Genomic DNA, 13,571 nt, shown 5'->3' on the forward strand with positions numbered 1-13,571 from the left:
GTACCGGAGCGGGCGGGGGCTCCGATGGGGCAGGATGTGCCGGTTGTGCCGGATGCGGCGAGGAGCCGGGTCCTACCGGAAGGCCGAGGGGGGCGGGGCCGGGGACGGCGTCGCGGTCGCGTCGTGCACCGCCGCCGCGCCACCGGTGAAGTCGGCGAGCGCCCGCCCGTGCTCGACGCGGCCGGGGTGCGGGTCGGTCGCGACCCGGCGGGTCAGTTCGGCGGCCTTCGGCGGCAGGTCCGACGCGAGCAGCACCGCGTTGCCGAAGCGCCGGCCGCGCCACACGGTCGGGTCGGCGGCGAGCGCCAGCTCGGGGAAGACCGCGGCCGCGGTGGCGATCTGGCCGCGCAGATGGGCCAGCGGCGGTCCGTCCGCCAGGTTGGCCACGTAGCTCCCGCCGGGCCTCAGCACCCGCCGGACCTCGGTGAGGAACTCGGTGCTGGTGAGGTGGGCGGGGGTGCGGGCCCCGCTGAAGACGTCGGCGATGACGAGGTCCGCCCAGTCGTCCTGGACCTTCCCGAGCCCGGCGCGGGCGTCGGTGGTCCGGACCCTGATCCTGGCCTGCGGGTCCAGCGGCAGTTCCCGGCGGACGAAGCCGACGAGCGCGGCGTCCACCTCGACGATCTGCTGGGTGGAACGGGGCCGGGTCGCGGCGATGTAGCGGGCCAGGGTGAAGGCGCCGCCGCCCAGGTGCACCACGTGCAGCGGCTGCCCGGCGGGGGCGACGAGGTCGACTATGTGCCCGATGCGGCGCTGGTACTCGAAGGACAGGAAGGTGGGGTCGTCGAGGTCCACGTGGGACTGCGGGGCACCGTCCAGCGTCAGCGTCCAGGCGTGCGGGCGCTCCCGGTCGGGCACCAGCTCGGCGAGGCCGCCGTCCACCGGTTCGGCGAGGGGCTCCGCCCTGCGCCCGGCGCGTCCCGCACCGCGTTCGGCCCTGCCGTCGGCCCCGCGGTCCGGGCGCCCTCGACCGCCCGCACCTTTGCCCGACGCTCCTCGACGTGCCACTGCTGCTCGCGCCCGCTCACTGCTCTTCGCTCCGGGCCGGTACGCGACCGGCCGGGCCGGGGAAACCCGCCCACCGGCCATTATGGGCGCGGACCGGACCCGGCGGGTCCTCCCGGACCCGCGGCGCGGACCCGGGAGGACTCTCGTGCGGTCAGTGGCGGTTGTCGGCCGCCTCGATGAGCCGGGCGGCCTGGTCGAGGGCGGCCCGCAGCACGGCGGGGTCGGTGACCGGGGCGTCCTCGACCGGCGGCAGCAGCCAGCCGCTCCCGGGGGCCGGCGGCTCGGCGGGGATGCGCAGCCCGCGGCCGGCGGTCCGCGTACAGGCGCTGCCGGGTACGTCCCACGCCTCGGCGGTGCCCGGCGGCACGAGGAAGCCGAGGGTGTCGCAGGCGCCGTCGTGCAGGACCGGGCCGATGTCCCGCGCGGTGTCCCGGCGCAGGATGTCCACGGCCTCAAGTCCCTGGCGGGCCGGGACGGTCACCAGGTCGCAGGGGGCGGCCCCGTGGTCCTCCGTGGACGCGGGTGCCGGGGCACCCGTCGCGGCCGGGGTCGTCGCAGTCGTCCGTGCGTCGGTCTCCGTGCCGAGATGCAACAAGGGACCTCTCCTCTCATCGCCGGGCGGAGCCGGGTTCCGTCTCCGCATGGACCAACGCGCCGACTGCGTCAAGGGCTACGGTGCCACGCCGCCGCAAAGGGTGGCAGTTCATGGCAAATCACGGGCGAGATGCCCGATTTGAAAGTAAACGCTCCATGTGGAACTTGTCACAGCGGGTACGTTCTTGCTCCGCCGGGACATCCACCGGGACACCGGAAGCGGGAACCCCGGCTGCAGAAGAGAGGTTCCGGTCCATGGTGTCGACAGGGGCAGTTCCCAACCTCGCCTTCCGGCGGCTGCGCGGACAGCGCTCCGCCGGGGAGTTCGCCGCCGCGGTACGCAGGGCCGCCCGGGAGATCGGCGAACAGGTCGCGTGCGACGCCCGGTACATCGGACGCGTGGAGTCCGGGGAGATCCGCTGCCCCAACTACGCGTACGAACGGGTCTTCCTGCACATGTTCCCCGGCACGACCCTGGTGGATCTGGGCTTCTCGTCGCGTGAGACCGTACGCGGCAGGGGGGCGCGGGCCACCGCCGACACCCCACCGCCCACCGCGCCCCACCGCGACACCGACGAGGAGAGCGACGTGCTGCGTCGCGTGTTCATGACGAGCGGCACCGCCACGATGGCGACCGCGACCCTCGGCCTCGGCGGCACCCCCGCCGCCGCTGCCGCCCGTCCCGCCCCGCGCCGGGTCGGCGAGGCCGAGGTGAGCGCCGTCGAGAAGGCGGTACGGCAGATCCGGCTGCTCGACGACCGGCACGGCGGCGACGGCCTGTACCGCAAGGCCTCGCAGCCTCTGCGGATCGCGTACGCGCTGCTCGACTCCGGCGTCGCCGCCAAGCGCTCCACGGCCGGTCGGCTGCACGCCGGGGCGGGCGAACTGGCCATCTCGGTGGGCTGGCTGGCCCATGACTCGGGCCGCTTCGAGGACGCCCGCTCGCACTACGCGGAGGCGCTGGCCACGGCCCGGGTCGCGGGCGACGCGGCGCTGGAGGCGCACGCGTTCTGCAACACCTCGTTCCTGGCCCGGGACACCGGGCGGCCCCGGGAGTCGGTCCGCGCGGCAGAGGCCGGGCAGCGTGCGGCGCAGCCCCTGGGCTCGCCCCGGCTGCTGGCACTGCTCGCGCTGCGGGAGGCCGGGGGCCGGGCTGGGCTCGGGGACCGCACCGGCTGCGAGCGGGCGATCGGCCGGGCGCACGCCGCGTTCGGGCGCGGCCGGTCCGACGCCGACCCGGAGTGGATGAGCTTCTTCCGGGAGGCGGAGCTGGAGTTCCTGGAGGCGCAGTGCTGGTCGGTGCTGGGCGAGTGGTCGCGGGCGGCCCGCCACGCGCGGCGTGCGGTGCGGCTCCAGGACCCGCACTTCACCCGGAACCTGGCGCTGTACCGGGCCGAGCTGACCTGGGACCTGGCCCGCGCGGGCGAGGCCGCGCAGGCCGCGGCGGAGGGACACCGGGTGCTCGACCTGCTGGACCGCGTCCGGTCGACCCGCATCCGGGCAATGCTGGCCGGGTCGGTGACGGCGCTGAGGCCGCAGCGGGGCACCCGGGAGGTACGGGAGTTCCTGGAGCGGTACGCCGAAGTAAGCGGTACGCCGAAGTGAGCGGTACGCGGGAGTGAGCGGCGCGCCACGGTGACGGCGCCCGCGCCCGCGCCCGCAGGACCGACGGGCCGGGCGGGTTACCGCTCCAGGTGGCCCGTGTCGTTCCAGCGCTCCAGCGCGGGGGCCCCGTACGCCCACCCCAGTACCGACAGGGACGTCGGGTCGAGCCGGATGCGGGCCGCGAACGTCACGTCCTCGCCGAGCCATCGGGCGCCCAGCGCCCGCAGGATGTGCCCGTGGGCGAAGACCAGCACGTCGCGGTCGGCGGACCGGGCCCACTCGACGATCTCGTCGGCGCGGGCGGACAGCTCGGCCGGGGTCTCGCCCTCCGGGACCCCGTCGCGCCAGATCAGCCAGTCGGGCCGGATCGCCCTGATCTCGGCCGGGGTCATCCCCTCGTACGCCCCGTAGTCCCACTCCAGCAGCGCGTCCCAGGGCTCGGCCCGGTCCCCGAACCCGGCGAGGGCACAGGTCTCGCTGGCTCGTCGCAGGGGGCTGGTGCGGACTTCCAGCTCCGGGATCTCCGCCCACGGGCCGCGGTGCAGCCGCTCACCGAGGAGCTCGGCGCCGGCGCGGCCGGTGTCGAGGAGCGGAATGTCCGTCCTGCCGGTGTGATTGCCCTTGACGGACCACTCCGTCTGGCCGTGCCGGGCGAGCAGGATACGCGGTGCCATGACGGCTCTCCCTGAAACCGAGATCTTGGGCCGGGGACCACGACAGAATGATCGTCCGGTTCTCCCATCATCGCGCACGTGGGCGCGAGGCAACCTCCGGGGCCGAACCGGCGTCCCACGGGACGCGGAGAAAGCCGTGCGCACGAGACCCCGCCGGAACCCCCGGAGGAGTCGCGACCGACTCGCACCGTACGGTTGAACGCCCGCCGTCGGTCATATGAACACATGATGGAGAGCTTCCGGATGCAGCATGCCAGCACCGCGCCCGACGCGCGCCCGCGGCCCCGTTGGTGGACCGAGCTGTCACTGCTGGTCCTGATGTACGCGGCCTACTCGGGGGGCCGGCTGGTGGCCCGCGGCGACGTGTCCACTGCCGTCGACAACGGCCTGGCCATCCTGCGCCTGGAGAAGACCTTCCACCTCAACGCCGAGCATCCGCTCAACCGGCTGCTCACCGCCCACCCCTCCATAGGCATACCCTCCGACTTCGCGTACGCGTCCCTGCACTACCTGGTCACCCCGATCGTCCTGGTCTGGCTGTTCCGCCGCCGCCAGGAGGTGTACCGCAGGGCCCGCACCTGGCTGATGACCTCCACGATGCTCGGCCTGATCGGCTTCACGCTGATGCCGACCTGCCCGCCCCGGCTGCTGGAGGCGAAGCACGGCTTCGTCGACACGATGGCGCAGTACAGCTCCTACGGCTGGTGGGGCGCCGAGGCGAGCGCCCCGCGCGGCATGGGCGGGATGACCAACCAGTACGCGGCGATGCCGAGCCTGCACGTCGGCTGGTCGCTCTGGTGCGGGATCCTGCTGTGGCGCCACTGCCGGAACCCGTATCTGCGGGCCCTGGGCATCGCCTACCCCCTGATCACCACGTTCGTGGTGATGGGCACGGCCAACCACTACCTGCTCGACGCGGTCGCGGGCGCCGCCGTGATGGGCGTCGGGGCCCTGCTCGCCCGGCCCGTGATGCGTCTCGCGGACCGGGTCAAGGACCGCGTCGGGACCCGGTTCCCGCGAATCGCCCCGTCGGCCAAGTCCCCGATTGTCAGTGCCGGATGCAACACTTCCGCGGGTGAGCGAATCCCCGGCCAGCGGACCTCCTCCGCAGACTCCACCGACGCCGCGGCACCGGCCGACGCAGACCTCCCGGCCGGTCGTGCGTCCCGGGCCGCCCCCGGCGCCCCCGCAGGAGCGGGAGCGGCGGGCGGCGACGCTCCGGCGGCGGCTCGCTGAGCTGCGGGGCCCCGATGTGGCCCCGCGCCCGATGGACGCCCGCGCGCTGGCCGCCCTCGCCGCCAATCCCGGCTGCCGGCGCCGCGCCCTGCTGGACGGCGCCGGGGTGGACAAGGGCGCGCTGGCCGAGGCACTCGGCGCGCCGGCGCCCTTCGGCCAGTCTCAGTTCGCCCTCGTCCGGGGCAACGCCTTCGAGGCCAAGGTCAAGGCCGACGGCGGCACGGAGCTGATGCGACTGCTGTACGAACGGCTGGGCGGCGGCGCCGGGGAGCCGCGCGAGGTCCTGGTGCCCGATCTGACGGCGGCCGGTCCCGAGGGCCGCGCCGCGCGTACGGCCCTGGCGCTGCGCGAGGCGACCGGGGCGGGCGGCTGGGCGCTGCTGGACCACCCGATGCTGGCCCTGGACGTGGCGGGTTCCCCCGCCTATCTGGAGCCGGACGCGGTGGCGGTGCATCCGGACGGCACCTGGACGGTCATCGAGATCAAGTCCTTCCCCATGCTCGACGGTTCCGCCGACGCGGCGAAGGTCGGCGCCGCGGCCCGGCAGTCCGCCGTCTACGTCCTGGCGCTGGAGCGGATCGCGGAGCTGACCGAGGGGGCCGGGGTCGGCCACCGGGTGCTGCTGGTCTGCCCGAAGGACTTCTCCAACCTGCCCACCGCCTCGGTCGTCGACGTGCGCAAGCAGCGCGCGGTCACCCGGCGTCAGCTGGCCCGGCTGACCCGGCTGGAGGACATCGCGGCGGCCCTGCCCGAGGGCACCACCTTCGATCCGGGGTGCCCCCGGCAGCAGTTGGACGCCGCGGTCGCTTCGGTCGACGCGGCGTACGCCCCGGAGTGCCTGGCCGCCTGCGAGCTGGCCTTCCACTGCCGGGAGAAGGCCCGGGCGGCCGGTGCGGTGGAGGCGTTGGGGCGGAGCGTGCGCGGCGAGCTGGGCGGGCTGACCGCGGTGGGCGAGGTGCTGGCCGCCGCCGCGGGCAAGGAGGGTGATCCGGCGGACCCGACGGTCGCGGCCCTGCGACGGGCGGCGGCCCTGCGCACCGAGGCGCTGGAGGGCGGTGCGGCATGTCGCTGATCAGCACCCTGGCCCGGATGGAGGCCGTGGAGAGCGGCCGGGCGCAGCCGTTGGCGACGGTCCGGCACCGGCATCTGACCGACCGGCCGCTCGTCCTGGTCCCGCTGACCACGGCCGGTGAGGCCGGTGCCCCGCTGGGCGCGCTCGTCGGGACGGACCGGGAGGCGCCCCGGCTGCTGGCGGTCCCGCAGCCGCGCGACCGGGACCTGCGGTTCGCGTTCCTCGCCGAGCTGGCCGAGGCGGTGCTGCCGCACATCGAGGCGTACGAGGACGTCGTCGAACCCGCCGAGCGCAACGAGACCGATCCGGCGACCGGGAAGAAGACCAAGGTCGAGGTCGAGCTGTGCGCGGACGCGCCGCAGTTGATCGTGCCGAGCCGGGCGGGCGTCGAGTTCGTCCGGCTGCTGGGCCGTTCCATGCGGTTCCGGCGCACGGCCGAGGACGACCCCGACGCGCCGTACCCCGCGCCCGCCCGCGTTCCGCTGCTGGGCCGCTGGCTGACGCATTACGGGGAGCGGGCCCGGGTGCCCGGCTCCGCCCTGCTGCTCGCCGCGACGGATCTGCTGAACCGGCACTGGGCGACCGGGCAGAGCAGCCTGGAGGATCAGCACCTGGGCGCGCTGCTCGCCTGGATCGACGTGCCGGCGGGCGGGTCGGGGGCGTCGGCGGCGCTGCGCGCGGAGCTGGAGCGGGACGACGAGGGGCAGTTGTGGTGCCCGCCGGCCGGTCCGGCCACGGACCCGGCGTTCGACAACCGGTTGCTGGCGCCCGCCATCGAGCGGTACGACCGGGCCCGCACGGCGCTCGCGGCGGCCGAGGACGGTCTCGCGGCCGATGCCCTGCTCGCCGGGGTGACCGCCGCCGAACGGGAGATCAGGGGGTTGCTGGCCGGGGTGATGCGGCCGACGTGGGACGCGGTGTGGCGGGGGCTCGATCTGCTGCGGGGGCTGCCCGAGGGGGCCCGGGTCGAGGACCGCTGGACCAGGGACCGCTGGTCGTTCACCGGTCATCGGGACCGGGTGCGCTCCGGCGAGCCGCCGCAGCCGCGCCGGGACGACGCGGTGACGGCGGCGCAGAAGCTGGCCTCGCGGGAGACGGCGCAGGCCCAGTTGGAGGCCCAGGAGGCGTTGGACGATCCGCTGGTGCTGGCCGGGCGGCGACTGGCCGGGGAGGCGTTCGTGGGCGAGGTGACGGAGATGGTGATGGCGTACAGCGAGTCCAGGCGCCCGTCCCCGCGCCCGCTGGTCACGGTCCGCACCGACGAGCGTCCGCACCTGGGCGAGCGCACCAAGGTGTACCGCTCGCTGGACGGCAGACCGCAGACCGCCGAGTTCGTGGCGTACGCCGAACCGGAGGACGGGGGCGCGCCGTCGCTGGTGCTGCGGATCCTCGACCGGATGGGCCGGAGCAAGGAGCCGGCCCCGGGTTCGGTGCCCGGGCCGGGCGACCGGATCGCCTGGACCCTGTTCGAACACGACCAGCGCGGCGGCCCGAAGCTGCCGGACCCGGAAGAGACGCCCTGGACGCACGGCGGTCCGCCGGGCGCGGCGGCCGGGCATGCCGAGCACCCCGACCCGGTGACCGCGGAGGACCTGCTGTGACGGATGTCTTCGACCCGGGCGCGCGGGCCGCGCGGGCGACCGACGCGATCCTCGCCGACACCCTCGGCGGTACGTCGCGCGGCATCGTGGTGGACTCCCCGCCGGGCGCGGGCAAGTCGACGCTCGTGGTGCGCGCCGCGCTCGAACTCGCGGCGGCCGGGCATCCGTTGATGGTGGTCGCGCAGACCAACGCCCAGGTCGACGACCTGGTGGTGCGGCTGGCGGAGAAGGACCCGGGGCTGCCGGTGGGCCGGCTGCACAGCAACGACTCCGACCCGTACGACAAGGTGCTGGACGGTCTGGCCAACGTACGGAAGTCGGCGAAGGCGGCCGATCTGGCCGGGCTGGACGTCGTCATCTCGACGGCCGCCAAGTGGGCGCACGTGAAGAACGTGGAGCCGTGGGGGCACGCGATCGTCGACGAGGCGTACCAGATGCGCTCGGACGCGTTGCTGGCCGTGGCGGGGCTCTTCGAACGGGCGTTGTTCGTCGGCGACCCGGGGCAGTTGGACCCGTTCTCGATCGTGGGCGCGGACCAGTGGGCGGGGCTCTCGTACGACCCGTCCGCGAGCGCGGTCTCCACCCTGCTCGCGCACAATCCCCAACTGCCGCAGCACCGGCTGCCGGTGTCCTGGCGGCTGCCCGCGTCCGCCGCGCCGCTGGTCTCGGACGCGTTCTACCCGTACACCCCGTTCCGCAGCGGGACGGACCACGGCGACCGGCGGCTGTCGTTCGGCGTCGCGTCGGACGGCTCGGCCCCGGACCGGGTGCTGGACGAGGCCGCGGAGTCCGGCTGGGGTCTGCTCGAACTCCCGGCCAGGCACACGCCGCGCACCGATCCGGAGGCGGTGCGGGCGGTGGCCCTGGTGGTCCGCCGGCTCCTGGACCGGGGCGGCGCGGCGACCAGCGAGCGCTCACCGGACCCGGTGCCGGTGACGGCGGACCGGGTCGCGGTCGGCACCGCCCACCGCGACCAGGCGGCGGCGGTCCGGGCGGCGCTCGCGGAGCTGGGCGTGAGCGGCGTCGCGGTGGACACGGCGAACCGGCTCCAGGGCCGCGAGTTCGACGTCACGGTGGTCCTGCACCCGCTGTCCGGCCGCCCCGACGCCACGGCCTTCCACCTGGAGACGGGCCGGCTCTGCGTACTGGCCTCGCGCCACCGGCACGCCTGTGTCGTGGTGTGCCGGGCGGGTGTCACGGAGCTGCTGGACGAGCACCCTTCCACGGAGCCGGTGCAGTTGGGCGTCACGGTGAAGTTCCCGGACGGCTGGGAGGCGAACCACGCGGTGCTGGCGCATCTGGCGGAGCACCGGGTGGCCTGGCGACCGTGATCCGGCCCCGAACGGTCCCGGCCGCTCCGCGGCCGGATCCCCCGACCCGAGCACGCTCACGAGAAGGACTTCCGGAATGAGATCACGGACCCGCGGCATGTGGTGGGGCACGACGGTCGAGGCGCCGGACCCCGGCGCCTCGGCGAGGTTCTACGCCGGGCTCCTGGACTGGCACGTCGGGCACGAGGAGCCGGGCACGTCCGTCGTCGCCGCCTCCCCCGAGGGACCGTTCCTCGTGTTCCAGCGGGCGGACGGTTACCGGGCCCCGGTCTGGCCCCCGGTCGACGGGGAGCAGCGCCCGATGATGCACTTCGACTTCCAGGTCGGCGACCTGGACTCGGCGGTCGCCGACGCGGTCGCGCTGGGCGCCACCGTGGCGGAGCACCAGCCGCAGGAGAACGTCCGGGTGCTCCTCGACCCGGCCGGACGCCCGTTCTGCCTCTGCTCCGACCAGGCGTGACCGCGAGCCCCACCGGCCGGACACCGCCCGACACCCGACACCCGACACCCGACGACCGACAAGGAATCGCCCCGTGCCCGACCCCGCCGTCCCCGCCGACCCGACCGTCCTGCACCCGATGCCCGGGCAGTCGCGGGTGGTGCTGCTGAAGCCCCTGGTGAAGTCCGAGCTGATCGAGGTCGGGGACTTCTCGTACTACGACGACCCGGACGACCCGACCGCGTTCGAGACCCGCAACGTGCTGTACCACTACGGTCCGGAGAAGCTCGTCATCGGCAAGTACTGCGCGCTGGGGACCGGTGTGCGGTTCATCATGAACGGGGCCAACCACCGGATGGACGGCCCCTCCACCTTCCCGTTCCCCTCCATGGGCGGCTCGTGGAGCGAGCACTTCGACCTGCTGACCGGGCTGCCGAACCGGGGCGACACCGTCGTCGGCAACGATGTCTGGTTCGGCTACGGCTCCACGGTGATGCCGGGCGTGCGCATCGGGCACGGCGCGATCATCGCCGCCGGCTCCGTCGTCACCTCCGACGTGCCCGACTACGGCATCGTCGGCGGCAACCCCGCCCGCCCGATCCGCACCCGCCACGACGAGGAGACCGTCGCCCGGCTCCTCGCCGTCGCCTGGTGGGACTGGCCCGTCGAGCACATCACCGAGCACATCCGCACCATCATGTCCGGCAGCGTCGACGACCTGGAGAAGGCGGCGTCCGCGCTCCCCCGCCGGTGACCCGGTCGGGGCCGGTGGTCCCGACCGGAGGCGTCGCGTCCGGGATCCGGGCCCACTTGCGGGACGTTGGACAATGGAGGGTGGCCGTCCGGCCCATCCGAGGAGGGAACACCACATGCCACAGTCCGAGCGGAACGAACGGCAGCGGATGCGTCCGGCGCCCCTGCTCTTCGAGCCGTCGGCGGCCGTCGCCGATCCCGAGCACTTCTTCGACCTGGAGTCGATGGACGACCCGAAGGAGCTGCTGTCCCGCGCCACCGAGCTGACCCTGGCGTTCCGGGCCGCGACCGACCGGGCGGTCGAGTTCCAGGCGATCGCCGCCGCCCGGCTCGCCGATCCGCGCCGGTTCGACCGGCTGACGACGGCGGACATCGCGGAGCGCGCGGAGTGGACCGAGGACTACGCCAGGAAGATGGTCGAGTTCGGCCGGAGCCTGCTGGGCCGGACACCCTCCTGACGTCGGACAACGGCCCCGGTTACGACCTCTGGCATATGCCCGCGCGCAAGATACTCCTTGCCACCCCGCCCTGTCCCGGTTTCCGGCAACTCTCGGAATCCGCTCGATCACTCCCGGTAGACATGGGCGCATGACCGCATGGCTGCCAGACGACACCATCCCCCATCACGGCGAGACCCCGCACCACGGCGTCGGCGTCCTCCCCGCCCCGCACCACCGGTCCCCGGTGCATCAGACGTCCCAGGTCACGGCGGCCGGGGCCGCCTGGCTCGCCGGTGCCGCCGCCTATCCGCGCAGCACACTGGCCCAGTGGGAGGCCCACCCCTCCTCGCCCGGGGTGCTGCCGTGCGGATCGGCCTTCGACGTGGTGAACGTGCCCACCCTCTTCGGGCGCCGGATGCTGGAGCACCTGTGGTCCGACGGTCCGGGTTCCGGCCCCGTCGCCACGCACCGCGGCCGGATGCTGCTGTTCGCCTCCCCCGGCACCGCCCAGCGGCTGCCGTCGCTGCTCGACTGGGAGGAGTGGGGCGGCGGCCCCGAGCCGCGGGCGGCCATGGACCCGCAGCTGCGGGACGGCGAGGGCGTCGAGGGCCCGGGAGGCGCCGACGGCGACGGTGACGGCAGCGACGGAAAGGTTCCACCACTGCTCTGCCACGGCACCGGGGACGCGGTCACCGTTCCGCCCCTGACCTGCGCGCCCGCCGCTTCCGACCCCCGCTGGGTGGTCGCCCCCGACACCCGTACCCCCTGGCTGCCGGGGCCCGACGTACTGCTCTGGGCCTGCGTGCGGGTGACCAGGTCGACGCCCTCGGCGGCGGTCCGAGAACCGATTTTTCCTCCCGCCGATCGGGGTGCTAAGGTCTACGACGTCAGCAGGCGCCGCTAGCTCAGTTGGTTAGAGCAGCTGACTCTTAATCAGCGGGTCCGGGGTTCGAGTCCCTGGCGGCGCACAGACGGGAGAAGCCCCCTCGCGGAAGCGAGGGGGCTTCTTCGTGTGCCGGGAAGCGGAGGGCGTCGCGAAGGGCCCTACGTGCCGGTGGTGATCCGGACGGTCCAGGCGCCCGACGGGGTCCGGTCCGCGACCTCGACCCTGGTGTGCCCGTCGGGGATGCTGTACGTCTCGCCGACCCGCAACGGGGCGTCCGCGAGCGGGGCGTAGACCGACCGGTCCCAGCAGCCGTCGGTTTCGGGGTGGGTGTCGATGACCTCGACCGGACCGCCGCCGGACGGGGTCTTGCCGCGCACCCGGTAGAGCAGGACACCCTCGGCGCAGGTCGTGCTGTCGTTCCCGGTGGAGCCGCGCGCCTCGATGGCGACGGCGCTGTCCTCGCCGGTCCTGATCACCGCGAGCCGGGTGCCGAGGGAGGCACCCGGCGCGGGCACGGCCGCCATCGGCTCCAGGGTGATGTCCCGGCTGCTCTGGACGCAGACCACCTGCCTGCGGTCCAGCCAGCCCAGCTTCCACTTGTGCCAGCCGAAGAGATCCGGCGCGAGTCCGAACTGGCTGCCCATCACGTCCCAGTCGCCGACGTAGGTGTCCCAGTCGCCCTTGCCGTCGGCCGGCCGGTGGTAGAGGTCCGGCAGGTCGAAGACATGGCCGGTCTCGTGCGCCAGCACGTTGCGGTCCGGCGGGTGCCGCTCGAAGACGGTGACGACGCGCCGGATGTCCGTGCCGTCGGCGTGCAGTGGCTCGTCGAAGTTGACCACCTTGGTGGCGTCGGAGTCGACGCCCGGGGCGTCCGGGTCGGCGACCAGGTAGACGACGGCGTACCGGGAGAAGTCGACCTGCGGATCGGCCGCGGCCACGGCGTCGCGCAGATAGGCGCCGCGCCGGCCGTTGTCCCAGTCGCGCCGTATGCCGTACCGGTCGGACGTCTCGGGCATCCGGATCCACTGCCGCAACGGGTGCGGGCGCAGGGTGAACTTCCCGTACGAGGCGCGCTGGAAGAACTGGGTGGTGGCGGGGAAGTGGTCGGCGGCGAGTTCGCCGGGGGTCGTGGCCGGCCGGGCGTCCGGGAAGGAAAGAAAGGCAGGTGGTCTGCGTCCAGAGCAGCCGGGACATCACCCTGGAGCCGATGGCGGCCGTGCCCGCGCCGGGTGCCTCCCTCGGCACCCGGCTCGCGGTGATCAGGACCGGCGAGGACAGCGCCGTCGCCATCGAGGCGCGCGGCTCCACCGGGAACGACAGGAAGATCATGACCGCGTCGAGGGGGTGGTCGGGGCGGGGGTAGGCGTTGTTCCAGTCACTCACGCCGAGCGAGTGGTGCGCCTCGGTGCGCGGCAGGGCGCACGGACCCGCCTCGCCGGTGGCGGCCGCGGCGGGTCCGGCGACGAGGGAGGTGGCGGCGAGCGCCAGGAGAGAGGTCAGGGCCGCGCCCACACCGCGCAGACTCGGCCTCTCCACTCCCCCGGTTCTGCGCTGACGCGGCACGCCTGCCTCCGGGTACGAGATGGGGTCACGCACCCACCCTGTGATGATTCAGGGCTTTCGTCCTGTTGTGCTGCCCCAGTCGAGTCAGCGATCGGCCGAGCCCATGAACTTCACGGACAGTCACAATCGGTCATTCGGGCATCACGGTGGCGCAGAAGCGCTCGGAAACAATCACTTGCGGGCAAATCGGATCGGCGCGCAAATGACCCATGCGAGGCGTACGCAAGGCGTGGAAGGGTCGGGGCGCTGGAACGGCCCAGGTCCCTGCCTCTATGCTTCACCAGGCTTTCCCACGCGGTTTCCGCCTGCGGTCGAGGCGATCCGCGCGGCGGGCCGGTCCGGCCACACCTGTTCAAAACCGAACTGCAC

Annotated in this window: 12 protein-coding genes, 1 tRNA gene and 3 pseudogenes; 11 read left to right on the forward strand and 5 right to left on the reverse strand. The window is 74.1% G+C overall.

Annotated features, from left to right (window positions below):
* Positions 1-72: 72 nt before the first annotated feature.
* Together EAO76_RS24735 and EAO76_RS24740 are read right to left on the reverse strand one after the other, a co-directional pair.
* Positions 73-1,008 (reverse strand): fused MFS/spermidine synthase, encoded by a 936-nt coding sequence (locus tag EAO76_RS24735; RefSeq protein WP_187438782.1) that lies wholly within the window; start codon positions 1,006-1,008, stop codon positions 73-75.
* 151 nt (positions 1,009-1,159) lie between these two features.
* On the reverse strand, positions 1,160-1,603 hold the full coding sequence (locus tag EAO76_RS24740) for a hypothetical protein (RefSeq protein ID WP_187438783.1): 444 nt from the start codon (positions 1,601-1,603) through the stop codon (positions 1,160-1,162).
* A 254-nt stretch (positions 1,604-1,857) separates the two neighbouring features.
* Here EAO76_RS24740 and EAO76_RS24745 point away from each other — a divergent pair, with 254 nt between their 5' ends.
* Entirely contained in the window at positions 1,858-3,207 is a 1,350-nt protein-coding gene (locus tag EAO76_RS24745; RefSeq protein ID WP_148838135.1) for a tetratricopeptide repeat protein, read from the forward strand.
* 77 nt (positions 3,208-3,284) lie between these two features.
* Here EAO76_RS24745 and EAO76_RS24750 read toward each other — a convergent pair whose 3' ends face one another.
* Positions 3,285-3,881: a histidine phosphatase family protein gene (locus EAO76_RS24750; RefSeq protein ID WP_148838136.1), complete on the reverse strand. Its 597-nt coding sequence runs from the start codon at positions 3,879-3,881 to the stop codon at positions 3,285-3,287.
* 243 nt (positions 3,882-4,124) lie between these two features.
* On the opposite strand from EAO76_RS24750, the gene EAO76_RS24755 reads away from it, so the two are divergent.
* The 9 genes from EAO76_RS24755 (at position 4,125) to EAO76_RS24795 (ending at position 11,721) form a co-directional block, all read left to right on the forward strand.
* Positions 4,125-5,117 (forward strand): phosphatase PAP2 family protein, encoded by a 993-nt coding sequence (locus tag EAO76_RS24755; RefSeq protein WP_187438784.1) that lies wholly within the window; start codon positions 4,125-4,127, stop codon positions 5,115-5,117.
* Positions 5,041-6,189, forward strand: a complete 1,149-nt coding sequence (locus EAO76_RS24760; RefSeq protein WP_399462720.1) for a hypothetical protein — start codon at positions 5,041-5,043, stop codon at positions 6,187-6,189. Before EAO76_RS24755 ends, EAO76_RS24760 begins: the two co-directional genes overlap by 77 nt.
* Positions 6,180-7,790, forward strand: a complete 1,611-nt coding sequence (locus EAO76_RS24765; RefSeq protein WP_148838137.1) for a hypothetical protein — start codon at positions 6,180-6,182, stop codon at positions 7,788-7,790. The genes EAO76_RS24760 and EAO76_RS24765 overlap by 10 nt, the downstream gene beginning before the upstream one ends.
* Entirely contained in the window at positions 7,787-9,121 is a 1,335-nt protein-coding gene (locus tag EAO76_RS24770) for an AAA domain-containing protein (protein ID WP_148838138.1), read from the forward strand. Before EAO76_RS24765 ends, EAO76_RS24770 begins: the two co-directional genes overlap by 4 nt.
* A gap of 76 nt (positions 9,122-9,197) precedes the next feature.
* The gene (locus EAO76_RS24775; RefSeq protein WP_262375722.1) at positions 9,198-9,581 is read left to right on the forward strand and encodes a VOC family protein; all 384 of its coding nucleotides are present in this window, start codon (positions 9,198-9,200) and stop codon (positions 9,579-9,581) included.
* Positions 9,582-9,699: 118 nt separating this feature from the next.
* Positions 9,700-10,314, forward strand: a complete 615-nt coding sequence (locus EAO76_RS24780; RefSeq protein WP_148838342.1) for a CatB-related O-acetyltransferase — start codon at positions 9,700-9,702, stop codon at positions 10,312-10,314.
* 115 nt (positions 10,315-10,429) lie between these two features.
* The gene (locus EAO76_RS24785; RefSeq protein ID WP_148838139.1) at positions 10,430-10,771 is read left to right on the forward strand and encodes a hypothetical protein; all 342 of its coding nucleotides are present in this window, start codon (positions 10,430-10,432) and stop codon (positions 10,769-10,771) included.
* Between the two features lie 130 nt (positions 10,772-10,901).
* Positions 10,902-11,657, forward strand: coding sequence for a hypothetical protein (locus EAO76_RS24790; RefSeq protein WP_148838140.1), 756 nt, complete (start codon positions 10,902-10,904; stop codon positions 11,655-11,657).
* Positions 11,648-11,721 (forward strand) — tRNA-Lys (locus EAO76_RS24795). The genes EAO76_RS24790 and EAO76_RS24795 overlap by 10 nt, the downstream gene beginning before the upstream one ends.
* 76 nt (positions 11,722-11,797) lie before the next feature.
* Here the strand turns inward: EAO76_RS24795 and EAO76_RS24800 are convergent.
* Positions 11,798-12,799 (reverse strand): annotated as a pseudogene (locus EAO76_RS24800) (M6 family metalloprotease domain-containing protein); the annotation flags it as partial.
* Here EAO76_RS24800 and EAO76_RS24805 point away from each other — a divergent pair.
* Positions 12,796-12,960 (forward strand): annotated as a pseudogene (locus EAO76_RS24805) (peptidase M6); the annotation flags it as partial. The pseudogenes EAO76_RS24800 and EAO76_RS24805 overlap by 4 nt on opposite strands.
* A gap of 2 nt (positions 12,961-12,962) precedes the next feature.
* Here the strand turns inward: EAO76_RS24805 and EAO76_RS46610 are convergent.
* Positions 12,963-13,175 (reverse strand): annotated as a pseudogene (locus EAO76_RS46610) (peptidase M6); the annotation flags it as partial.
* Positions 13,176-13,571 lie beyond the last annotated feature (396 nt).

This window comes from Streptomyces sp. sk2.1 (genome assembly GCF_008120935.1).
Lineage (GTDB): Bacteria > Actinomycetota > Actinomycetes > Streptomycetales > Streptomycetaceae > Streptomyces.

Excerpts from the sequence above, each read along its gene's own strand:
- EAO76_RS24745 (WP_148838135.1), top strand. The coding sequence starts at position 1,858 with ATGGTGTCGACAGGGGCAGTTCCCAACCTCGCCTTCCGGCGGCTGCGC.
- EAO76_RS24750 (WP_148838136.1), bottom strand. The coding sequence starts at position 3,881 with ATGGCACCGCGTATCCTGCTCGCCCGGCACGGCCAGACGGAGTGGTCC.
- EAO76_RS24755 (WP_187438784.1), top strand. The coding sequence starts at position 4,125 with ATGCAGCATGCCAGCACCGCGCCCGACGCGCGCCCGCGGCCCCGTTGG.
- EAO76_RS24765 (WP_148838137.1), top strand. The coding sequence starts at position 6,180 with ATGTCGCTGATCAGCACCCTGGCCCGGATGGAGGCCGTGGAGAGCGGC.
- EAO76_RS24775 (WP_262375722.1), top strand. The coding sequence starts at position 9,198 with ATGAGATCACGGACCCGCGGCATGTGGTGGGGCACGACGGTCGAGGCG.
- EAO76_RS24780 (WP_148838342.1), top strand. The coding sequence starts at position 9,700 with ATGCCCGGGCAGTCGCGGGTGGTGCTGCTGAAGCCCCTGGTGAAGTCC.
- EAO76_RS24785 (WP_148838139.1), top strand. The coding sequence starts at position 10,430 with ATGCCACAGTCCGAGCGGAACGAACGGCAGCGGATGCGTCCGGCGCCC.
- EAO76_RS24790 (WP_148838140.1), top strand. The coding sequence starts at position 10,902 with ATGACCGCATGGCTGCCAGACGACACCATCCCCCATCACGGCGAGACC.